25 protein-coding genes are annotated in these 22794 nt (G+C 39.2%); 17 read left to right on the forward strand and 8 right to left on the reverse strand.

The genetic code is table 11. The features are described 5' to 3' along the window. Positions 1–5: 5 nt before the first annotated feature. The 3 genes from BM143_RS05060 to BM143_RS05070 all read right to left on the reverse strand — a co-directional run bounded on the left by BM143_RS05060 (position 6) and on the right by BM143_RS05070 (position 3817). Entirely contained in the window at positions 6–932 is a 927-nt protein-coding gene (locus BM143_RS05060) for a malate dehydrogenase (RefSeq protein ID WP_090023522.1), read from the reverse strand. A gap of 116 nt (positions 933–1048) precedes the next feature. Continuing rightward, complete coding sequence (locus tag BM143_RS05065; RefSeq protein WP_090023523.1) at positions 1049–1600, reverse strand: biliverdin-producing heme oxygenase; 552 nt, start codon at positions 1598–1600, stop codon at positions 1049–1051. A 27-nt stretch (positions 1601–1627) separates the two neighbouring features. Then, on the reverse strand, positions 1628–3817 hold the full coding sequence (locus tag BM143_RS05070; protein WP_090023524.1) for an ATP-binding protein: 2190 nt from the start codon (positions 3815–3817) through the stop codon (positions 1628–1630). 381 nt (positions 3818–4198) lie between these two features. Between BM143_RS05070 and BM143_RS23905 the strand changes: the two genes are divergently transcribed. The 6 genes from BM143_RS23905 to BM143_RS05095 are packed head-to-tail and all read left to right on the forward strand — an operon-like array spanning position 4199 to position 10364. Further along, positions 4199–4366, forward strand: a complete 168-nt coding sequence (locus tag BM143_RS23905; RefSeq protein WP_167375240.1) for a hypothetical protein — start codon at positions 4199–4201, stop codon at positions 4364–4366. A 22-nt stretch (positions 4367–4388) separates the two neighbouring features. Further along, positions 4389–5549: a porin gene (locus BM143_RS05075; RefSeq protein ID WP_090023525.1), complete on the forward strand. Its 1161-nt coding sequence runs from the start codon at positions 4389–4391 to the stop codon at positions 5547–5549. Positions 5550–5570: 21 nt separating this feature from the next. After that, complete coding sequence (locus BM143_RS05080) at positions 5571–7001, forward strand: anion permease (protein WP_047449555.1); 1431 nt, start codon at positions 5571–5573, stop codon at positions 6999–7001. Positions 7002–7017: 16 nt separating this feature from the next. After that, positions 7018–7674: a succinate dehydrogenase cytochrome b subunit gene (locus tag BM143_RS05085; RefSeq protein ID WP_090023526.1), complete on the forward strand. Its 657-nt coding sequence runs from the start codon at positions 7018–7020 to the stop codon at positions 7672–7674. Between the two features lie 11 nt (positions 7675–7685). Beyond that, a complete protein-coding gene (locus tag BM143_RS05090; RefSeq protein WP_090023527.1) occupies positions 7686–9602 on the forward strand; it encodes a fumarate reductase/succinate dehydrogenase flavoprotein subunit in 1917 nt (638 codons plus the stop codon). A gap of 12 nt (positions 9603–9614) precedes the next feature. Further along, entirely contained in the window at positions 9615–10364 is a 750-nt protein-coding gene (locus tag BM143_RS05095; RefSeq protein WP_047449562.1) for a succinate dehydrogenase/fumarate reductase iron-sulfur subunit, read from the forward strand. A gap of 54 nt (positions 10365–10418) precedes the next feature. On the opposite strand, the gene BM143_RS05100 is transcribed toward BM143_RS05095, so the two are convergent. Both BM143_RS05100 and BM143_RS05105 read right to left on the reverse strand, forming a co-directional pair. Continuing rightward, on the reverse strand, positions 10419–11192 hold the full coding sequence (locus tag BM143_RS05100; protein ID WP_090023528.1) for a cyclase family protein: 774 nt from the start codon (positions 11190–11192) through the stop codon (positions 10419–10421). A 322-nt stretch (positions 11193–11514) separates the two neighbouring features. Further along, entirely contained in the window at positions 11515–12528 is a 1014-nt protein-coding gene (locus tag BM143_RS05105; RefSeq protein WP_034730550.1) for a nucleoid-associated protein, read from the reverse strand. A 448-nt stretch (positions 12529–12976) separates the two neighbouring features. Between BM143_RS05105 and BM143_RS05110 the strand changes: the two genes are divergently transcribed. The 9 genes from BM143_RS05110 (at position 12977) to BM143_RS05140 (ending at position 19437) form a co-directional block, all read left to right on the forward strand. After that, entirely contained in the window at positions 12977–13138 is a 162-nt protein-coding gene (locus tag BM143_RS05110; protein ID WP_228384080.1) for a hypothetical protein, read from the forward strand. 4 nt (positions 13139–13142) lie between these two features. Further along, positions 13143–13499: a DUF7674 family protein gene (locus BM143_RS05115; protein WP_034730433.1), complete on the forward strand. Its 357-nt coding sequence runs from the start codon at positions 13143–13145 to the stop codon at positions 13497–13499. 81 nt (positions 13500–13580) lie between these two features. Beyond that, positions 13581–13712 (forward strand): hypothetical protein, encoded by a 132-nt coding sequence (locus tag BM143_RS24230; protein WP_262483641.1) that lies wholly within the window; start codon positions 13581–13583, stop codon positions 13710–13712. Between the two features lie 48 nt (positions 13713–13760). Beyond that, complete coding sequence (locus tag BM143_RS05120) at positions 13761–14156, forward strand: DUF7674 family protein (RefSeq protein WP_047449580.1); 396 nt, start codon at positions 13761–13763, stop codon at positions 14154–14156. A gap of 156 nt (positions 14157–14312) precedes the next feature. Next, positions 14313–14453 carry a hypothetical protein gene (locus BM143_RS23910; RefSeq protein ID WP_167375241.1) on the forward strand — a complete coding sequence of 47 codons (141 nt, stop codon included), beginning with the start codon at positions 14313–14315 and terminating at the stop codon, positions 14451–14453. 9 nt (positions 14454–14462) lie between these two features. After that, entirely contained in the window at positions 14463–16013 is a 1551-nt protein-coding gene (locus BM143_RS05125; RefSeq protein ID WP_090023530.1) for a thiol-activated cytolysin family protein, read from the forward strand. Positions 16014–16016: 3 nt separating this feature from the next. Further along, the gene (locus tag BM143_RS05130; protein WP_090023531.1) at positions 16017–16616 is read left to right on the forward strand and encodes a hypothetical protein; all 600 of its coding nucleotides are present in this window, start codon (positions 16017–16019) and stop codon (positions 16614–16616) included. Between the two features lie 275 nt (positions 16617–16891). Beyond that, positions 16892–17962, forward strand: coding sequence for a thiol-activated cytolysin family protein (locus BM143_RS05135; RefSeq protein WP_090023532.1), 1071 nt, complete (start codon positions 16892–16894; stop codon positions 17960–17962). Positions 17963–17964: 2 nt separating this feature from the next. Continuing rightward, positions 17965–19437 carry a thiol-activated cytolysin family protein gene (locus BM143_RS05140; protein ID WP_090023533.1) on the forward strand — a complete coding sequence of 491 codons (1473 nt, stop codon included), beginning with the start codon at positions 17965–17967 and terminating at the stop codon, positions 19435–19437. 88 nt (positions 19438–19525) lie between these two features. On the opposite strand, the gene BM143_RS05145 is transcribed toward BM143_RS05140, so the two are convergent. Then, positions 19526–20044: a thioredoxin family protein gene (locus BM143_RS05145; protein ID WP_090023534.1), complete on the reverse strand. Its 519-nt coding sequence runs from the start codon at positions 20042–20044 to the stop codon at positions 19526–19528. A gap of 179 nt (positions 20045–20223) precedes the next feature. On the opposite strand from BM143_RS05145, the gene BM143_RS23715 reads away from it, so the two are divergent. Continuing rightward, positions 20224–20448, forward strand: coding sequence for a hypothetical protein (locus tag BM143_RS23715; RefSeq protein ID WP_139221992.1), 225 nt, complete (start codon positions 20224–20226; stop codon positions 20446–20448). 1 nt (position 20449) lies between these two features. After that, positions 20450–20800 carry an SH3 domain-containing protein gene (locus BM143_RS05150; protein WP_090023535.1) on the forward strand — a complete coding sequence of 117 codons (351 nt, stop codon included), beginning with the start codon at positions 20450–20452 and terminating at the stop codon, positions 20798–20800. 108 nt (positions 20801–20908) lie between these two features. Here BM143_RS05150 and BM143_RS05155 read toward each other — a convergent pair whose 3' ends face one another. Beyond that, entirely contained in the window at positions 20909–21241 is a 333-nt protein-coding gene (locus BM143_RS05155; protein WP_047449594.1) for a hypothetical protein, read from the reverse strand. Positions 21242–21372: 131 nt separating this feature from the next. Beyond that, positions 21373–22485: a heparan-alpha-glucosaminide N-acetyltransferase domain-containing protein gene (locus BM143_RS05160; protein ID WP_090023536.1), complete on the reverse strand. Its 1113-nt coding sequence runs from the start codon at positions 22483–22485 to the stop codon at positions 21373–21375. Positions 22486–22794 lie beyond the last annotated feature (309 nt).

The raw sequence follows: 22794 nt of genomic DNA on the forward strand, positions 1-22794 counted from the left end.
ATCAATTAAAACTTAAGATCTCCGTTCACTTCTCTCACAGCATTAGCTGCTTCAGCAAACTTCAACTGCTCATCTGCAGTAAGCGTTACGTTAACAATCTTCTCTACTCCGTTTGCTCCGATAATAGCCGGAACACCTAAGCAGATATCATTTTGTCCGTATTCACCTTCAAGCATTAGAGAACAAGGGATCATTTTTTTCTGGTCGCAAGCAATCGCCTGAACCATTACAGAAACTGCTGCACCTGGTGCATACCAAGCTGAAGTTCCTAATAATTTAGTTAATGTAGCTCCTCCTACTTTAGTTTCTTCGATAACGTATTTTTGTTGCTCGTCATCTAAGAATTCAGTTACAGGAACACCGTTTCTTGTCGCTTTGCTCAATAATGGAAGCATTCCTGTATCACTGTGTGCAGCGATTACCATACCGTCTACATCAGAGATTGGGCTTTCCAAAGCTTCAGCCAATCTGTATTTGAATCTTGCAGAGTCTAATGCACCACCCATTCCGATGATTTTGTGCTTAGGAAGACCTGAAGTTTTGTGTACTAAATAAGCCATAGTATCCATTGGGTTGGAAACCACAATGATGATCACTTCCGGAGAATTCTTTACCAGGTTTTGAGTAACTTCTTTCACGATACCAGCATTGATACCGATAAGCTCTTCTCTTGTCATTCCAGGTTTTCTTGGAATACCTGAAGTAATTACTGCTACATGAGAACCTGCAGTTTTGCTGTAATCTCCTGTTGTTCCGGTAATTTTTGTATCGAATCCGTTCAACGATGCAGTCTGCATCAAATCCATTGCTTTACCTTCCGCAAATCCTTCTTTAATGTCTACTAAAACTACTTCTGAACAGAAGTTTTTCATTGCGATGTATTCTGCACAGCTTGCTCCTACAGCGCCTGCACCTACTACAGTTACTTTCATATTGTATACTTTTTTTAAATTATTTTTTAGTTTAGTCTAAAAATTGAAACGCCCAAATTTAACAATTCCTGAAAATGTGGGCAATTTTTCAGGAATTAAATTAGGGTTCAATGAAATTAATTGACGTTCAGTAAAAACGTATATAGTTTTTTTGCTCCTGAAAGGACTTCATTGTAGTTGTCTTCAGCCACTTCAGTATCCAGGACTTCTTTGAAGTTTTTCCACATCGGGCCAGTGTTTTCCTGGTAGCATCCGAAGAAATTGAAAGTCACATGGTCAAAACCTTCTGTTTTAGAAAGCTGTTTGGCGATCACGTTTCCACCCAAAGTAGAACCTTCGATCACGTACATAGCTCCTAAAGCTTCATGCTCATTCTCAAATTCAAGATCATGGGAAACAGTTTGGTTTTCCAGAGAAAGGCTTTCAAGATCCTTTTCGATAAGGGAAAGTTTCTTTCTGTTGTTAAGTTGAAGCTTCTCTGAATATTTATCAGAAAGGCTTCCGAATATTTTATCTTCACTGTGAAGAAGCATCAGATAATTCGTATGAATGATCTTTTTGTAATCTTCCAGGGTGAAAGTCTTATTAAAAATTTTTTCAGAATTGAAAAGTTTCTCTGCAGCATCGTGATATTCCGCTGTATTTTGCTTAAGATACTCTGATACCATAAATAAGGTTTTTAAAGTTTCCCAAATTTACGGTTTTTTGAACGTTAAAATGAAACAAGTACCCTCTTTATTGTTATCATAATCCACATTTCCACCAATCCTTTTCATGATTCTGTGCACAATGGACAGCCCTACTCCATTCCCCTTAAATTTTTTCGCATTATCCATCCGGTTGAAGATTTTAAACATCTTATGCTTTTCCTCCTGTGGAATCCCGATTCCATTGTCTGAGATCCTGTACACAATATGTCCGTCCTCTTCCGCTCCCCAGATTTCCACTTTAGGTTCATCTTTATGAGAGGAATATTTCACGGCATTATTGATAATATTTAAAAACACCTGATGAAGCATCGTTTTATCTGCTAAGACATCCGGACATTCCTTGATAATGACCTCACTTTTCGGACTTTCGAAAGTGATTTTTGCGTTTTCTGAGATCTTAAGAATGGTATTAGCCGGCTGTAAACGCTCCAATTCTATCTCACTGTGTTTTGCACGGCTGAGCTGGAGAACATCATGCATCATTTCCGCCATATTGTCGATTTCCTCAACAATAGACGTCAGTTTATTTTTATTTTTTTCTGTCTTTTCAAAATTGGCAAGCAGCATTTGCGCATTCAGCTTCATCACGGTCAGAGGCGTTCCCAGATCATGCGAAATGGTATAAGAAAAACTGTCAAGCTCCTCATTGACCTTTCTCAGCTCATTGTTCAGGGCTTTGATGGCGTTGTACTGTTTATGCGACGTTTCAAGGATCACATCCCGGACAGTCTGCACAGAACTGATATCTCTGGAATTCCATCTTCTGGAGTTTCCTTTAATATTTTCTGTAAATATGTTAAAAGATGTTCTTGGCGAAACAATATGTTTTTCCTGTCCATCCTGAACCACCACCCCGATTTTCTTCTCCGGATTTCCCGCCCAGCTGATATGCTCATCAAATTCTTTACGGAACCAGATCAGCATTTCTTTTTTACTTCTTTCGATAAAATAGATAATAATTCCGGCTGCACTTTCATCCAGCCCAAGTTCCTCGCCGTAATCTTTAAGGAAACTTCTGCTGACAAAAATACTCTCCGTTGTATTTTCAAGGGCCCAATGGGCAATAACTTCAATGATTCCTCGTTCAGGAACCGTTCCTACAGTCACTATATCACCTTCAGCAATGATCACTAAGCCATCTGCCTCAGGTAGTTTTCTTATTTTGGCTTTATTGTCCGCCAAAGAGTCGAACAGGTTATTATGTTTTAAAAACTCCGCTTTCAGCTGTGACGATTTTTCGTTCAGTTCCAGACGGTAATTTAATTCGTTTTTAGATTTAAATGAAGAATAGGCATTAGAAGCCAAAGCCGTAAAAATACCGGCCTGCACCCTGTCTTCAAGGTCAATATGCTTAGCCTCCGAATTCTGACACGTTACCAGGCCCCAAAGATGATCCTCAATGATAATGGACACACTGAAGCTGGAAGAAGCCCCGGAATTTTTAATGTATTGCCCATGAACAGGCGACATTCCCCGCGAAGCTGCAAAAGTAAGATCAATAGCCTCATCCGTTCTGCTGATCAGTGGAACCGTATCCGCATGAACATTACTGAAAATTCTTTTTCTTTTCTTTAAATAAAGTTCTCGGGCTTGTCTCGGGATATCGGATTCCGGATAATGAAGACCCAGATAGCTTTCCATATCTTCATCCCTCCTTTCTGCAATCACTTTTCCGGAACCGTCCATCATAAATTTATACACCATCATCCGGTCATAATTTACAATCTTGGAAAGGGTACTCAGCAACTGTTCCCAAAGCTCCTTTTCATTGTCGATGACATAGAAATTGTCATATTTATTGGAAATACGCTTATTCGGGTTTTCCAATACCGCCTCGAATTCAAGGAAAATATGTTTTCCGCTTCTGAAAATGGAAAAATGATATTCCTTTCCACTGATAAACACCTTATCAAAATGCGTTTCGTTTTCTCTTTTTGTAAAGTCTTTCAGAGAAGCGTACAAATCAGAATCCATCACAGAACGGAAAATTTCAGGAAAATCCATAAGACTTCTCCCAAAAAGCTCTTCCGCATTTTCGATTCTGAATATATCCGAAATATTCCTGCTGAAAAAAGTGATGGAGTGCGATTCTGCATCAATGCCAATCAGGTATCCAAAACTTTGTATATACCCAGGAATATGGATGGGCTCCTCATGACACTCTACAAAATTCATATCTTTCTTTGATCTACCAAATATAACGATTTTTTTAACGACATATTACTTTGTGGTACGAAATCACGGAAGTCCTTAAAACACCGTCATCCCTGCAATCCGTGACATGAATCCGTCTGATTTTCAGCCCTGATACGCTTGCTTTTTCAATACTGATAATGGCATTTCATTTATAATATACTAAAAATTTAAGAGCCGGTCAAGTTTAATTTTCCCATCATGATTCATCACATGAATTTTACATTAACTCCTAAAATAATTGTGTTAATTAAACAAAATTTATTAAATTTATATCACCAAATAATGAATACGTTTAGAAATTATTGAATTTTTTTGCATTATTTTCAATTAAACTCTCATTTAAATTCAAATAATCAGACTATGAAAAAGTTCCCTTTAATTATCCTCACCCCTATCCCCATATCAGGAATCGGAATTCATTGCGAAGACTGTAGTGGAAAAGCCTACAAATATTCGGAAAAGCTGATGACTACAATAAGTTCCATGAATTGGAGCAAGTCCATTTCCAATTTCCAGGCGACTAAATAATAATTTTTTAAACACAAATACTATGACCCTTTTTTCACCAAAAAAGAGAAGTCTGATCTTTTGTGCCCTGTTGGCAAGTTTTTCCGCCAGCGCACAGATCCAGGATTCTCTGCAGCAGAACAAGCAGGAGGAAGACAATGTGAAATATCCGGTGCTTCAGATCAAAGGCCTTTTCCAGGCACGTTATCTCGTAGGCATGACTAAAGATGTAGATGTAAACGGTTTGCATCATGCGGACGGGTCTGGAACCAGCAACAATTTCATGCTCAAGTACATGAGGGTTCAGGTACGCGCACAGATCAGCAAAAGAACGGAAGTCGTAGCACTTGCCAACCTCGCTGACTTTAAAAACGATCCCAAAAGCAGGGTCCTTGAAAATGCTTACCTGAAATACACCTTCAATCCTAAGCTCGCCTTTACAGTCGGACAATTCAGACCCTGGTTCGGAATTGAAGAAACCTATCCTATTGACATCATCAAATCTCTGGATTGGTCCAATCAGTATACGGAATTTGGAAAACTGGGCTGGACAAGCTTCCAGATCGGGCTTTCTGCAACGGGGCAGCTTCAGTTGGGCCAAATTCCTTTCCAGTATGCGGTGTCAGTCGTCAATGGAAACGGGAAAAATCAGATCAATGACAATGACGACGGGAAGCAGTATTCCACGAGATTGGTTTTCGGTCTTTCAAAAAAATATAACTTCAACGTCGGCCTGAATGGCGGTGTCGGTGAAGTGTTAAGCAAAAAAGTTTACGCCGTAGGAATTGATCTTAGCTCACTGATCCAGTTTGACCCGAAATGGAGTCTGGATATGCAACTGGAAGCGAAACAGGCGACCAATCATGTTCTCTACAACACGATGGATCCGGAGTTGAGACCTTCCAATCCTGATCAATACCTGATCCGTGGCGCTTATTTCCTTCCGAATGTACGGTACGAGATCAATCATAAAAACCTCAGCGCCTTCGAACTCTCTTGTCGATACGAATATCTGGATACCAATTTCAGGCTGAACTCCAATCCAAGACAGACCATAACGCCGATGTTCGGACTGGAATTCCTCAAAAACTATGGAGCAAGAATCCAGCTGGGTATGCAGTTTGACCGGTACAAACATCAGGTAGAAAACACATCACAATACAACAACAATCTATTCATTGTTCAGGTGCAAAGTAGATTTTAACCGCTTAAATATTTATAGATCATGAAAGAAATTAATATCAGAAATATCGCGATAACGTTTGCCGTTGCGCTGATCATATGGTTTATTCCTGCTCCGGAAGGTGTCGCTGAAAACGCCTGGCATCTGTTCGCTATTTTTGCGGCCACCATCTTAGGAATCATCCTTAAAGCAGCCCCTATGGGCACCATGTGTATGATGGCCATTGCATTTACAGCGCTTACTCAGGTAGTTGCACCGGGAGATGCCGGAAAATCAATTACAAAAGCACTGTCCGGATTTGGGGATAAAGTGATCTGGCTGATCGGGATCTCATTCTTTATCGCCAGAGGATTTATCAAAACAGGATTGGGAAACAGGATTGCCTTTTTATTCATCCGAATTTTCGGTAAAAGCTCATTGGGGCTGGCTTACGGACTTGGACTTGCCGATGTATGTCTGGCTCCAGCGATTCCGAGTAATACGGCAAGAGGTGGTGGAATCATTTACCCGATCATGAAATCTATGGCCATCAGTTTCGATTCTGTTCCTGAAAAACCGGAAACCCACAGAAAACTAGGATCTTTCCTTACTCTGAACAGTTATTATATGAACCTTATCGCTTCATCCATGTTCCTTACCGGGACTGCGAGTAACCCGATGTGTCAGAAATTTGCGGCGAATTTAGGAATCAATATTACTTGGATGTCATGGGCTGCAGCCGGTTTCGTTCCGGGCTTAGTCGCATTCTTCGTGGTCCCGTTGGTTTTGTACAAATTATATCCGCCTGAGTTGAAAAAAACTGGCGATGCCCCGAAAATGGCCGCTCAGAAATTAAAAGAAATGGGACCTATTTCCAGAAACGAATGGTTGATGTTACTGGCTTTCTTTATCCTTTTAGCCCTTTGGATATTTGGAGGAGCACTGTCTATTGATGCTACCACAACAGCTTTCATAGGACTTACCATGTTACTTCTTACTTCAGTTCTGACGTGGGAAGATATCAAAGGGGAAAAAGGTGCCTGGGATACCATCGTGTGGTTTGCGGTTCTGGTGATGATGGCCAGTTCTTTAAACGAGCTCGGCTTCATAGGCTGGTTCAGTGATCTGATCAAAGTAAAAATAGGTGGATTAAGCTGGCAGGTTGCCTTTCCGGTGATTATTGTCGTGTACTTTTTCAGCCACTATATTTTCGCGAGTGCAACGGCTCACGTGGCTGCGATGTATGCAGCATTATTGGGTGTTGGTGTTTCTTTAGGAATTCCTCCGATGCTATTGGCTATGATGCTTGGTTTCTTAGGTTCAATTTATGGAGTACTTACCCATTACGGTCATGGCCCTGCTCCGGTATTCTACGGAAGTGGCTATGTCGAGCTGAAAGCCTGGTGGCTGAGAGGTCTTGAAATCGGAATTGTTTTACTCATCATCTATATGGTCGTAGGAGGACTATGGATGAAAGTTTTAGGATATTATTAATCATTAAATCAAAAATATGCTGTCAACCTTGTCAAGAAAAATGCTGATGTGCCTTACAGGATTATTCCTGAGCTTCTTTCTGTTGATCCATTTCTTGGGAAATCTCCAGCTGTTTCTTCCGCCGGAGCAGGCGCACCTGCAGTTTAATGCCTATTCGCATTTTCTGTCCGGAAATATTCTGATCAAAATGGTTTCCTACGTTCTGTATGCAAGTATTATTCTGCATGCTGTGGATGGACTGCTTATTACCCTGAAAAATAAAAAATCGGGAGGTCATTATCAGTCGGAAAACCGCGGAAGAGCCAGTAAATGGTATTCCCGCAATATGGGAATTCTCGGTACGCTGATCCTGATCTTCCTAGTGATTCACTTTCAGAATTTCTGGTATGTCTACAAATTCGGAAATCCACCGCTGGACGCCAACGGGAATAAGGATCTGTACATCCTTGTCGTAACGGTTTTCAAGGAATGGTGGTATGTCATTATTTACGTACTATCAATGGCCGCTTTATGCTATCATCTGATCCATGGAATTCACAGTGCGGCCAGAACGCTGGGATTATTTCACCCCAAGTTTGTAAAATGGTTCAAAACCGCCGGAATTGTCTATTCAGTCATTATCAGTATAGGTTTTGCGCTGATGCCCGTTTACGTATTCTTTACTGCCCATTAAACAGAAAAGTTATGATTTTAAATTCAAAAATACCTCAAGGCCCATTGGAACAAAAATGGGACAACTATAAAAAGAAGGCCAAGCTCGTTAATCCTGCCAACCGTAAAAAGCTGGACGTTATTGTCGTCGGAACCGGATTGGCAGGAAGCTCTGTTGCTGCTTCACTGGGTGAAATGGGTTACAATGTCAAATCATTCTGTTTCCAGGACAGCCCGAGGAGAGCCCACTCCGTAGCCGCGCAAGGTGGTGTGAATGCCGCTAAAAATTATAAAAATGACGGAGACAGTGTTTACAGAATGTTCGTAGACACATTGAAAGGCGGAGATTTCAGAGCCCGTGAAGCTAATGTCTACCGGATGGCTGAATGTTCTTTAAACCTCATCGATCAGGCCGTAGCGCAGGGCGTTCCGTTCGGACGTGAATATGGTGGCTACCTCAACAACCGTTCCTTCGGTGGTGTTCAGGTGAGCCGGACCTTTTATGCAAGGGGACAAACCGGACAACAACTCCTTCTTGGAGCCTATCAGGCCCTGATGAGACAGGTTGGAAAAGGAACCGTACAGCTGTATTCCCGACATGAAATGCTCGATTTGGTCATGATTGATGGTAAAGCACGAGGCATTATCGTCAGAAATTTAGATACCGGAGAAATTGAAAGACATGCTGCCCATGCAGTCGTTCTGGCAACTGGAGGCTATGGCAAAATTTATTATCTCTCAACCTTAGCTATGGGCTGTAATGGTTCTGCGATCTGGCGGGCTCACAAAAAAGGAGCTTTGATGGCTTCCCCGAGCTGGATTCAGGTACATCCGACTTCTCTTCCGCAATCGGGAGATTATCAGTCTAAATTAACGCTGATGTCTGAATCTTTGCGTAATGACGGAAGAATCTGGGTTCCCTCAATGGCCGATGAGACCAGATTGCCTAATGATATTCCGGAAAATGAAAGAGACTATTATCTGGAACGTAGATATCCTGCTTTTGGAAACCTGGCTCCAAGAGATATTTCTTCCCGTGCTGCTAAAGAAAGAATTGATGCCGGTTTTGGAATCGGGCCTTTGAAAAATGCTGTTTATCTTGATTTTTCCAAAGCGATAAGAGAACAGGGAAAGGAAAAGATTCAGGAGAAATATGGAAATTTATTTGACATGTATCTTAAAATCACAGGATACAATGCTTATGATGAACCGATGATGATATCTCCTTCTGCTCACTTCTCAATGGGCGGACTTTGGGTAGATTATGAACTGATGACTACCATTCCGGGACTTTTTGCTTTGGGTGAAGCTAATTTTGCAGATCACGGAGCGAATAGATTGGGAGCCAATTCTCTGCTTCAGGCTTCCGTAGACGGTTATTTTATCGCGCCTTATACCATTGCCAATTATCTGGCTGATGAAATTCATACCGGAAAAATTTCACCTGATAGCCCTGAGTTTGAAGCCGCCGAAAATGCTGTAAAAAAACAAATACAGGGTTTCATCAATATCAAAGGAACAAAAACCGTTGATTATTTCCACAAAACCTTAGGAAAACTTTTATACGATTACTGTGGGTTGGCCAGAAATGAAGAAGGTTTGAAATATGCCATCGGAGAAATCAGGAAATTAAAACAGGAATTTTATAGAGATGTACGGGTTTCAGGACAGGGTGACACCATGAATACGGAACTTGAAAAAGCCGGCCGCGTCGCCGATTATTTCGAGATCGGTGAACTGATGTGCTACGATGCTTTAACCCGAAATGAATCCTGCGGAGCTCATTTCCGGGAAGAATATCAAACCCCGGACGGAGAAGCTTTAAGGAATGATACCGAATATCAGTTTATCTCCGCATGGGCATGGGCTGGTGAAAACAGTGAACCTGAGCTGATTAGGGAACCGCTGATATTTGAAGAGATACAGCCAACGGTAAGAAGCTACAAATAAAAAACAAACATTATGGATTTACACCTTAAGATATGGAGACAGAAAGACAGAAAGAGCGAAGGGAAACTGGTCAGTTATGATCTGAAAGAACTGAATCCGCACATGTCTTTCCTGGAAATGCTGGATACTTTAAATGAAAAACTCATTACGGAAGGCGACGAACCTGTAGAATTCGATCACGATTGCCGTGAAGGAATTTGCGGACAGTGCGGTATGATGATCAACGGAATTGCCCACGGACCTTTAAAAAATACAACTACCTGCCAGCTTCACTTACGGTCTTTTAAAAATGGTGAAACGATTTTAATCGAGCCTTTCCGGGCAGAAGCTTTTCCGGTAAAGAAAGACCTTAAAGTAGACCGGTCTGCTTTTGACAGAATTATTTCTTCAGGTGGGTTTGTATCGGTGAATACGGGTCAGGCTCCTGATGCTACAGCAATTGCAGTGACTCACCAAACTGCTGAGGAAGCTTTTGACTCTGCCGCCTGTATCGGATGTGGGGCGTGTGTGGCTACCTGTAAAAACGGAAGTGCCGCCTTATTCACTTCTGCAAAAATCACTCATATGGTTCTTCTTCCCCAGGGTAAAGAGGAAAGAAGCGGGCGTGTCCTGAATATGGTCAGCCAGATGGATCATGAGCTTTTCGGGCATTGCTCCAATACGGAAGCCTGTGAAGTGGAATGTCCTCAGGGAATTTCTGTGCTGAATATTGCGAGAATGAACTATGAATACGGAAGAGCGCTGTTCTTCAGGAAAAAATAGTTGTGAAGAGTACCCTTGTCAAGGTTCAGAACCTTGACAAGGGTAACTTCCAGCCTAAGGATTGATAATCGCCACTACCCTGGCCGGTGCCGCAGATCCACCTACAATTTTCAATGGAAATACACTGATTTTAAATCCTGAAGGAGGCAGTGCTGCGAGATTGGTAAGCTGCTCAATGTGTAAATATTCTTTTTCAATGCCGACACGATGACCTTCCCAAAAATATTCCGGATCATTGAGTTCTTTTGCTTTTTTAGCCATAAATTTTAACGGAAGATCCCAGCCCCACTGATCGATTCCCATTACTTTTACGCCCTGGTCGATCAGCCATTCGGTGGCTTCCTTGCTCATTCCCGTTCCTTTTTCTACAAAATCCGAGGTTCCCATCATTTTATCACGGTCGGTTCGGATCAGGACTATATTTCCTTCCTGAATCGTGATTCCGTTTTTATTGAGATCTTTTTTCAGGTCATCAATGGTAATGGCTACAAAATCTTCTTTATGGGTACAGTCGATGACAATACCGTCTCCATAACACCACTCCAAAGGAATCTGGTCAATCGTCTTGGCAGGTTTTCCTTCAACCACCGGACCGTAATGCCATGGTGCATCAATATGCGTTGTCGCATGAAGTCCCATATTTTTAATAGAATCATCTGCCCATCCTGTCCAGTTTTTTGGAAAAAGTCTGAACGGAAGATTCAATGCCAGACGGATCAGCCAGTGTGATTTTTGGTGAGCCTTATGCTTGATCTTAACCCTCATAAACCAAGGGTCTCCGGCATTGTACTGAATCGGTTTGGACAGATCGATAATGGTTGTTTTCATCTCACAAAGGAAGGAAAAAGGGGCGAAATACCCAATAAGAAAAGAGGACCAATTTAAAAATTAGCCCTCTTTGATTCTTTATATTTAGAATGTCAATGATGAATTTTGCTTCGCAAGTGGATGGTGAATGCTGGAATCAAGATTTCAGATATCAGACTCCAGATATCAGACAATAATCCTATTAACTTAACCACCACGAACCAGCAACCAGCAGCTGACCACCAGTCCAAAACTCTCAAACCCTATCACTCTATAACTCTCCGACTCTCTCACTCTCTCACTCTCTCACGCTCAAACCCTAACTCAGGTTATTTTCGTTTGGTTATACTTCTTTTTCGAAGTAAAGTCTGTAGTATTTTCCTTTGTCGTCCTCGCCCATTTCCAGCTTCTGTCTGTCGCCGTGGATGTAGATGTGGAAGTTTTTATCAAGTTTAATGATACTTTTGAAGTGACGCTGTGTTTTCTTTACAGCCGCTTCACTTATTGGGAATTCTTCGGCAATATTCACCTGCATATCCTGCTCGTAATCGGTTTTGAAGTTTACAAAACTTTCGATGACATGTTCATCTCCCAATACTTCGGTTGCAAATTCGTCCAGCTTAAATTCTTCTTTTTCTTTGAAGAAATTGATGGATTTATTTAAGAAATCGGCCTGGTCTGCTTTTGAAACTTCAAATTCCTGTGGAAGCTGTTTGGTGATATAATCTTTGTACACCATTAAAGCTTCCTGTGTGTGGAAATATTCGTCGTCACGCTGTTTTACTTTCAGGAAATCTTCGAACCAGTAGTACATATCTCCGTTTTTGTTGTTGTCAACCACAGAAAGTACGTAACCCGTTTCTTTATTATTGTTGTAAATTAAAGCAGCCTTATCGATTTTAGACAAACCGATTCCCTGGTCTTTTTCAATGTCAAAAGTTTCTTCCTGAGGAGAAATTTTAAGGAAAGATTCTCTCTTTTCCGTTTTAAAGATCCCGATTTTATCTACTTTATCCGGACGGTCACTTTCTTCTTCAAAAAGTACGATAAACAGTTCTCCACCCTGAACTCTAGGGTTTTCAGCCGCTTCAAAAAGGTGTTTTGCAATATTCTCAGACTCCCAAAGGAATTTCGCTTTGTCTTCAAAGATTTCGGATACGGAACTGTATACCGGATTATTGACCAAATACGTGTCACTGTAAAAATTGAAGGTCTCTTCCGACTTAAAAGAACCTAAAAAGTAATCTTCAAGCAACTCTGCCATTCCTTCTTCCAGCTTCAGCTCTTCCTGAGACAGCGTTAAAGATTCTCCGTTGATTTTATTTCCTACTCTGTGTACTATAATTTTTGAAAACATGTCCTGAATAATTTGGAGTGCAAAGATATTCATTCTATTCTTTCTATCATACAAATAAAATAAGTCGGCTGATGTTTGGGAGAAAATAAATGGCTGGTGTTTTTTATCTCTCGCGTATTTGGCAGATCATGCAGATTTTCTTTCAAATGTAGATTTAAACCATTAAGATTAATGAAGGAGATAAGGAACGTTAAGATAAAATCAGATGATTTTTTTAAGGAGACCAGATTGCAAAGCAGCGTTTCTTTATATTCTTAGAAACGTATTGATTTAAAATTAAAAAATTGGTCCTCTTCATTTCATTCTGATAAAAACCTTATCATTTTGACAGGATTTTTTTGATCATGGCACATCAATAAAAATACATAAAAGATTGATTTTAAATACATTAAATAAAACTAACATTCAAAGGAACGCCATTCGCTTCATCATCTTCAAAACATACAATATGGACTTAAAGACTTTAAACCGCATTGACAAGTTAAGAAGATTAAAAAGCAGAGGACCGGAAACCCCGAAGTGGCTGAAACCTTACCATCTGCTTCTCATGGCTTTTATGACCGTTTTCGTCCTTGGAGCCATCATCAAACTTTTAGAACAAAATCATTAATCATATGAACTATTCAGAAGCCGTCCGGGAAATTACAGAAGTTATTCCTGACTTTGAAAACGAACTTACGAAAACGATGCCTCAGAACTCGTACAGCGTCATCCGCACGTTCACGGAACGTATCAAAAATATGGTCCGCCAGAATGACAGAAATGTTTTATTCAAGAGCATTCAGAAAATGGACAAAATTTACACAAACGGAGATCTTGCTTTAAAAAATGCAGTCGAGGGCGTTTTTATTTATTCTCTGGACAATTTTACAGCGTTCTGTAGCGGAGAATACCGTAAAGTGATCTTCAGTCATATGTCAAAAGAGCTGCAACAAACGTATTCGAGACAGATTTATAATCACGGAATTTAAAATTTTCGTTACATTTTTCGTCTGTTTCATTACAAAAGCAGATTTTGCTTTAAAATCAAAACCACTCAAATTCAATAGATTATGAAAACAAAAATCAGAAGGATATCCGACTGGAAAACCTGGAAAACCACGACCAACAGGCACAATACAGAGCTATTGGTTACTCACATCGCTGTGATTATAGGAGTTTTTATTTTTGCTGCCATGCTGTAAATTTTGGTACACATTTCGCTGCAAGATAAATACTGAAGAATATTAATTATGATGAAAGTACAAATGCAGGCTATTAATAAAAAAATAGCCGTTGAATACTTAAAATTTTTCTATCCACCACTTCGAAGTGAAATCACTCAGTTATCTGTGCAGGAAAACTTTGCCGGTGTGATTCAGGCCACCATTAACTATTTGAAGGATATGCTGCAGGAATCGAAAATCTACATCGTAGCCCATCATATCAAACTGATGGACTGGATCTACAGAAACGGTGATTCTTATGTGAGAACCGTGATCGAAAACCTGTTTGTAAGATCGCTGGAAAGCTTTAAAAAACATTCAAAAATCCAGCAGTGGAAGCTTCTTTATCAGAATATGCCTGATAATTTTCAACTGATTTATAATGAGCAGCAGAAACAGGACGAGATCTTTTTCGGTAAGTAAGAAATAATTTAATTTGTAAATAGGGCTCCTCAGGCATTTTTGTCTGGGGAGTTTTTTGTTTTCCAAAAATTATACTTTTCACCCTAAAATATTTAACTTAATATCAACGGATTATTACCCAAAACAGCCTGTTTCATTACGTTTTCAATAAATTTCATGAATTATATTTCACGGTATGGTGCAAAATATTATCTTTACACCCATAAATTTCACTATACAAGGAATTACTGGTGTACTGAAATTTCAACCGCACCGGATTTTGTTCTTTTCTATTTCAGAAGACAATATCCGGAGTAAAAACAGACTATGAGAAAATTTATATATGTTATGGCTGCTTTTTCTTTAGCAGTCTTGGGGAGCTGTACTAATGAGGCGGCAAAATTGGATGATAATCAGATGGCACGTACGCCTGAACAGGTTATTAACATTACTTCATATGGAAGTTATCCTTCATCACTTTCAAAGTTTAAAACTTCAGCGAAGGGAGCAACAGATCCTGATGATTTTACGGAAACCCGTGAATTTCAGTCTTCAGAATCGATCGTATTGCCTCATTTACAGGCATATATTTTCCCGGGATCTCTTCTGAAAGGGAATTCTATCCAGAATATGGATTTTAAACCTATTTCGGCTTCGGTAAAACCTGTTACCGTTTCTATGTCTATTCCGGCTTTGAACAAAAAAACAGCATTTACGATAGATCAGCCTTCATTGTCCAAGACCAGACAAATGGTACAGGATTATATCCAAACTGCAGATTTTACGCAGAATGGTACTTTAAGTTACAGTGTTGAACAGTTTACGTCTTATGATGAGCTGAAGGTAGCCTTCGGATCAAATGTGAACACCAGATCATTATTCGGGAAAAATTCTTCCTCTACCAATATTGAAGAGGGAATGATCTCAAAAAGAAGCGGATTTTATGTGAAGTTTTACCAGACTTCTTTCACGCTGGATATGGATATTCCGGCAGGATCGCTTGTTAATGACAATAATTTTGACAGTGGCGGTGTGGAACCTGTTTATGTAAGTTCTATTTCTTACGGAAGAATGGGTGTTCTCTCTATTGAAACGAATGAGCAGGCAGAAACAGCAAAAAAGACGATTAATGAAACCTTCAGCAAGCTGTTTGTAAAGGGAGAAAGTTCTCTGACGCAGGAGGAAAAAAACTTCCTGAATGGTGCTGATTTCAATTTATACCTGATTGGCGGAAGCGGCGTTACAGCAGCACAGTCTTTTCAGGGATATGCAGCTTTCGTGAACCATATTTCTAAGGGAACGTTCTCAAAAAGCCAGCCGGGAGTTCCTATCTTCTGTTCTTATTCTTACCTGAATGATAATTCTCCGGTGAAGACAACTTTCAAATTCGATATTAAAAAGAAACCCGTTTACGTAGAGCTGAAAATAGAAAATATAGAAAATTTCAGAACTACATTTGGACCTACACAGTTTGGTAAGATGGGAAAACTGACACTTCATTATTATGACAGCCGTTCCAGAACCAAAATGATTGCTCCTCCTTATGTAAAGTTTAAGATTAAAGCAGACCGAACGGCAACAGGAGATAATATTCTGGGCATGAAGAGTCCTTTCATTGATCAATATAGCTATCCAAGGGAAATTACCCTCCAAAATGCCGGCGGTGATACTTTCACCAATGTTTCAGGGTTTTACTCTACATCATGCATTTTTGACATAGCCAATCCCAATAATCCCACTTACTGTGTAAACCCGCTGAACATTGTTCTGGATAACGAACTGAGAAATTTCGTGAACGGCCGGAATATGAGTCAGAGTGCAAAATACACCTATACCATTCTGCCTGATCCAGGCAACAGTTATATCGTAATCAATTAAATTATGAAAAAATCATTCTACATCATTCTTACTTCCCTGCTTGCAATGTCATGCAGCGGTAATGATGATCAAATTATTGAAAATCCTAAGCCTGTAGAAAAGGACGTGTATCAATTTCAGTACAAAAATTACACAGTACAGAATATTACAGTGTACAAAGGTCCTTCCGGCCAAAAAACGGATGTTTCGGAATCTTATCTGAACAGCTACTGGAGTACGTATCAGGAACCGGCCTGGAAAAAAATCAGCCTTGATCTGAAAAATAATTCCCTGCAGCTGATTTCAGGAAATTCGGCGGATATTAAATATGCTGTGAATATTGAGAAGGATTCGGTATTCATTAATGAAAACAGCGGAAAGAGCCTGGTAGGTATTTTTAATAAAAATGAAGCTTCATTTACGCTTAAGAGATCGTTCAGATACGTGAAAAAGATGCCAAGGGAAAATGTGAGTGCTCTAACCATTTCCCAGAAAACTGTTTTTGGAATGACAGCTTATCAGGATATTTTCGGGAAAAGTGCTTTCGACAACCCATCATCAATGGATGCCACCGGAGATGATATTCTCTGGGCGAATATGGATTATTACTACAAAAACTTATAACAAATTTTCACGATGTGTAATCAGATCCTAGAAATATCCTTTCATACATTTATTTGATCTGAAAACAGCCTCCCCTGACGAATTGTTGGGGGAGTTTTTATTATTTTCCATTCAAAACCACATGATTTTTATCACTAACAAGAGAACTATGTAAATTAAAACCAATCAGTTAACTATAATTAATCTTTTATTAATAATGGTTAACAAAGATTTAATCAATATATATTTCACTACTACGTGTAAAAAGAATACTTTTGGAATCTCAAATTAAATTTATGAAAAGAATCATTTTACCCATTACATTACTGGTTTTAACCGGTATTTCTTCAATTTCTTGTCGTCAGGATATGAATGAGGAAGCGCAAACTGTTGTAGAAGGAGCCAGGGCTTCCAAAGGAATTAATCCTGTGGTAAGCTTACCTTCCAAGTATTTAAATTATGACGAGGTTTCTGTAGGCGGAAAAGAAGTAGCTTCTAAAACCACTACAGTAACACTAAACAGTGATCAGATGGTAGTAACCTCTCCTAACAAAACGTTTATCGGAGGTGTTTACAATTCTACTACGCTGGACAATCTTTCGTATACCCCGATCTCTTATCCTGTAAAGCCGATCACGGTTTCTTATTCATTCCCGTCTGATTTTATTGTAGACACGATTGAAAAACCAACCCTTTCAAGCATGAGATCTTCTATCTTCAAAGCGATGCAGAGTGCCAACTTTAGCGGTCAGCAGTCTCTTGCTTTTGATTACAACATCAAGCAGTTCTCTTATTACAGTGAACTTAAGATTGCATTCGGAGCTAACGTTAATATCGGAAGTATTTTCAGCATCGACATCAGCGGAAGCAACAATAAGGTGAAAAGAAATACAGGAATCTTTGCTAAGTTTACCCAGAAGAACTTCACCATCGATATGGATCTTCCTGATAACGGAAATATCTTCAAAAATGAATCTGACCTGAACCTGGCAGCTTCTAAAAATCCGGTTTACATCAACTCCATTACTTACGGAAGACTGGGAATCATCTCTCTGGAATCTGATTATTCTTATAACGAAACCGCATTTGCTTTGAAAGCAGCTTTAAATGCTAAAATGGTGAACGGATCTATCAGCATTGATGTTCAGAGTAAAAAAATTCTTGAAGAGTCTGACCTGAAAGTATACATTTTGGGAGGTATCGGATCTGATGCAGTACAGGTGGTACAGGGTTACACAGGATTTATCAACTTTATTGTGAACGGAGGCCAGTTTACGGCTAATGCTCCGGGAGTTCCAATCAACTTTACGGCAGCTCATGCTGGTGACAATTCAGTATACTACACTACGTTTACTGTAGATAAATAAACATGAAAAAATTAATATTCCTAATGGCAGCTATTTCTATAGCTGCCTTAGAAAGTTGTACGAACGAGCTTGAAAGATCTGCAGAAGCTCAGGAAATGGTTCGCGCACCACAACAGGTGGTGAATGTGACTTCATTCGGGACGTATCCATCTGCATTATCCGGTAAGAACACAAGTATGCTTGCTAAAGGGGGCAATGCGGAAGAATTCACAGAGACAAAAGAATTTGAATCTTCAGAATCTATCGTGCTGCCACATCTTCAGATGTATATTTTCCCGGGATCTCTTCTGAAAGGCAATTCCATACAGGATATGAATTTTAAGCCCATTACGGCTTCGGTAAAGCCTGTTACCGTTTCTATGTCTATTCCGGCTTTGAATAAAAAGACAGCATTCACTATAGATCAGCCTTCTTTATCCAAAACAAGACAGTTGGTACAGGATTATATCCAGTCTGCTGATTTTACACAGAACGGAACGCTGAGCTACAGTGTGGAGCAGTTTACTTCTTATGATGAACTGAAAGTTGCCTTCGGATCAAATGTGAATACAAGGTCTTTATTCGGTAAAAACTCTTCATCTACGAATATTGAAGAAGGGATGATCGCTAAAAGAACGGGATTCTATGTGAAATTCTACCAGACATCTTTCACACTGGATATGGATATTCCTGCAGGATCGCTTGTTAATGATAACAATTTTGACAGCGGCGGTGTAGAACCGGTGTATGTGAATTCTATTTCTTACGGAAGAATGGGTGTTTTAACGATTGAAACCAATGAACTGGCGGAAACGGCAAGAACGACGATCAATGAATCATTCAGCAAGCTGTTTGTAAAAGGCGAAAGTTATCTGACTCAGGAGGAAAAAAACTTCCTGAACGGAGCAGATTTCAATCTTTATCTGATAGGCGGAAGCGGTGTTACCGCGGCACAGTCTTTCAAAGGATATGAAGCTTTTGTGAACCATATTTCTAAGGGAACATTTTCAAAAAGCCAGCCGGGTGTTCCAATTTTCTGTACCTATTCTTATTTAAAGGATAATTCCCCAGTGAAAACCACCTTTAAATTTGACATTAAAAATCCCCCGGTTTATGTAAAATTGGTGAAAGAAAATGTTACCAGCGGCCGTAACAGAAATGTGGACTTAAAACTGTATTTCTATTCCAGTAAGAGCCAGACCAACACGATTGCCCATCCGAGCATCCGCTTTGTGATCAACAAAATATCAAAAGTAGGGAGGAAAAATGGCGGAATGAATGGACCATGGACCTACACCACCACCAATGAGCCTATCATTCTTCAAAATGCCGGAATGAATATTAATATGAGTATTCCCAATCAGGTGCTGTCCCGTGAGAACGGACCTTGTGTACCAAGGGGAAGATTCGGGTGTGAAGTGGTACCCATCTACACAGAAGATGTGGAATACAGCATCGCACCAAGTGACAAGTACAATTATCTTGTAATCGATTAGTAAGATACTTTACAGATGTATGATCAGATTACAGATCTTTTCATCTAAACAAAAAACTCCCCGCACAATACATCCGGGGAGTTTCTTTTTACTTATCTTTTTTCACAAATACTTTCTGAATGGTCAGAAGTTCTTCTTTATTCATTTTTGAGCTTTTTTCCAGCTTAGCCATAAATGTGGCCACTTCATCAGGGGTTGCGGGAGATCCTAAATTGTCTCCTTTACTGTCGAAAGAATCGGCAAGCACCTCTCCTTTTGGATTCAGGATCAGCCAGAAAGGAAGTCCGGCATTTTCTCCTTTGTACTTGTTCATCAGCTCCTGTCCGCCGGGATTTTCAAGTTTTTTCTTTTCTCCTCTTTCCTGAACATCGATGTAGGTGGTTACAAATTTCTTATCAAAAATGGGTTTGGTTTCAGGAAGGTTCATATTTTTCTCCATGAGCTTACACCATCCACACCATGAAGCATGGAATACTAACAGAACGTTTTTCTTCTGAGCTTGAGCTTCTGTAAGTGCTTTATTCAATTCTATATCAGCCTTTTCCTGTGCAGCATTCAGCTGAAACAGGAATAAAGAGGCAACAAGGATTACTTTAAAAAATTTCATTTAAATTTTGTTTTAGGTTTACTTGTGCGAAGTTAGAAATTTTTCCTGTGATATCTTTTACCTATGCTGCAATGTCTTACTTCCAAAAGATATAAATCTCATGTCATTTTATCCTTAATTGATGAAGAAAAATGTATATTTGAAATTAACTCATCATTTGTTGAATAAAAATAAATTCAATGGCATATTGTTATCATTGTGGTTGTTCAGGAGCTTATCACCGTAGAAATGTCGTCACCGGCCACTCGTCATCCAGGTATACAGATGTTACCTATACAGGTCCAAGATTCCTTTGCAATGACTGTGCATTGGAGATGGAAAAGACAGCGCTTAAAAACAGGATTTCAAAAAAATATATGATCATCCTGTTTCTAGTTGGTTTAATTTATTTTTTCTTAAAGTAAAATGGCAGATTGGGAAAGTTTAAAACCACTCAGAACTCATTTAAAAATATTGAACTGGGTGATTACAGGTCTTACGTTTGTTCTATTGATAGTAGCATTTCGTTTTTTTGGCAGTAATCTGCCGAAGGACAACCTATCTGTACGGGCAAAAATAATAGCTAAAAGTGGAGCTTCAATTAGAGAGAGCCCTTCCAAAAATGGAAAGGTCCTAATCATTGCACCTCTACATTCGGAAATAGAAATCATTCAGCGTAAAGCACAAATTGATACGATAGATAATAAAAAAGGCAGTTGGGTAAAAGTTCAGTACCAAAAGAAAACAGGATACGTTTGGGAGCATCTGATTAATTAATGTATACCTACTACCACAATACAAAGTTTTTAATATCAATACTTTGAGACTTTACATAAAAAAAACGACCTCTATTATTGAAGTCGTTTATTATATTTTTCTGAAAAATTATTTTTTCAAATCTGCTTTTACATCTTTATAACCATCTGCTACTGCATCTGCACCTTTTACAGCGGTCTTTTTAACGCTTTTCGCACCTTTGGTGGCTGTTTTACCTACCCATTTCGTGCTTTTTTTAACCCCCTTTTTTGTAGCTGTAGCTCCTTTCTTAGCTTTGTCTCCAACCCAGTCAGCGCCATCTTTAACTCCTTTTTCTGTGGCTTTTGCCCCTTTTTCAATGGCAGTGCCTACATTTTTCGCTTCCTGTTTTACCGTTTCCTGGGCATGAACAGCTGTTGCAAATAAACCGAACGCTAATAAGGTCAATACATTCTTTTTCATATTGTCTTTTTTTTAAGTTAGTTTGATCAATATAACATAAAACAAGCCAAACCTGTATGATATGAAAATAATTTAATTCAATTGAAGAACGACAATCACCGTTTTTTTCCGTCCCTGCTTTCTTTAAATGATTACTTCAGAACGGTTTCATCCACTGAAATAGGCTGCTCAAGAACAATCACCGGTTTTTTCTTTTTTAGGAGATCCAGTAATTTCTGAACTGAAAATGTCAGAATCATATAAAGTATAATTAACAGTAATACGGATCCAATGCTGTGTTGTCTGTATCCAAAAATTCCTTTACCCCAGGAAATTAAAATCCACTGGATCATATACATTGAGGTCAGGTTCCTGCTGCAGTATTTTAAAAGACTGGTGAACTTGTTATCTTTCATTTTTGCGGTGATCCTGAAAATAATCCATAGGAAAATCAAAGTCCATCCGGCAAAATAAATAACACCTCCGGGTCCCATGTGATAAAAACCATTATAGTTATAGGTATCAAATCCGAAAACCAAAGGAGCTCCAATAGCAACGAACACCAATCCTACATACAGCATATTCCTGAATAACTTCTTGCTGTCATGGTTCAGCTCCAGAAACCATTTTCCAAAAAACATTCCGATGATAATAAAAGACATCCACGGAAATACCGGAAAATAGATATAAGCAGGATAATCGTTGCTGAAAAAAAGATCTGTGATATAATTGATCACCGGATAATCAATAATAGTTCCGCTAACCTCTCTGGATACCAGCGCGATCAGCAATCCTATTGCCAGAATACCATATTTATTTTTTACATATTCGCGGATAAAGCCGACAAACAGTAAAGAAATCCCTGCCAATTGTAAGATATCTCCCAACATGACCAGATACATATACTGTTGCTCTATCGGGCCGTGCCATCCGTATTTCTGAATAAAATTATCAGGAGCAAAACCTAAAACTGCCGGAACAATAAACTTCATAAAGTTCATGAAAAAAGCAGCAAATAAAAGTAAACCGCCCCGTTTTATAGAGCTTTTAAGACTCTGATGACTGGACGTCATAAAGGTGATCCCCATACAGATCAGAAAAATAGAAGTTCCCCTGCCGAGAAACACAATAAAACTCCCGATAACCGTCTCCGACTGCGACTTCACATTCGCGTAAATAAGTAAGGTGTGGATGATGATCATGCCGATGACACTCATCCCTTTGATTAAATCCAGTGCTGCAATTCTTTTGCTTAGCTTTTCCATAGTTTTTTTAGTTTTAATAAGGCTGCAAAACGTATCGTGGATTAATTGATTGAGATTATACGATAACAATTTGCAGGAGATCAATTCATTTTTATATATTAATATTTAATTATTCTAAATAAAAACAAAGATACATATTAAAACTAAATTATAATTTATTCATTCTTAAATTATCATGACTATTTCTTAACAATAATCAAAGTATCACTCCATTCCATCATATATATCCATCTTAAATGACTCATATAATTTACAAGAAAAAACCGCAATAAACTAGGTCTACTGCGGTTGTATATTAAAGGTAAGAGT

Source organism: Chryseobacterium oleae (assembly GCF_900115055.1).
Taxonomy (GTDB): domain Bacteria; phylum Bacteroidota; class Bacteroidia; order Flavobacteriales; family Weeksellaceae; genus Chryseobacterium; species Chryseobacterium oleae.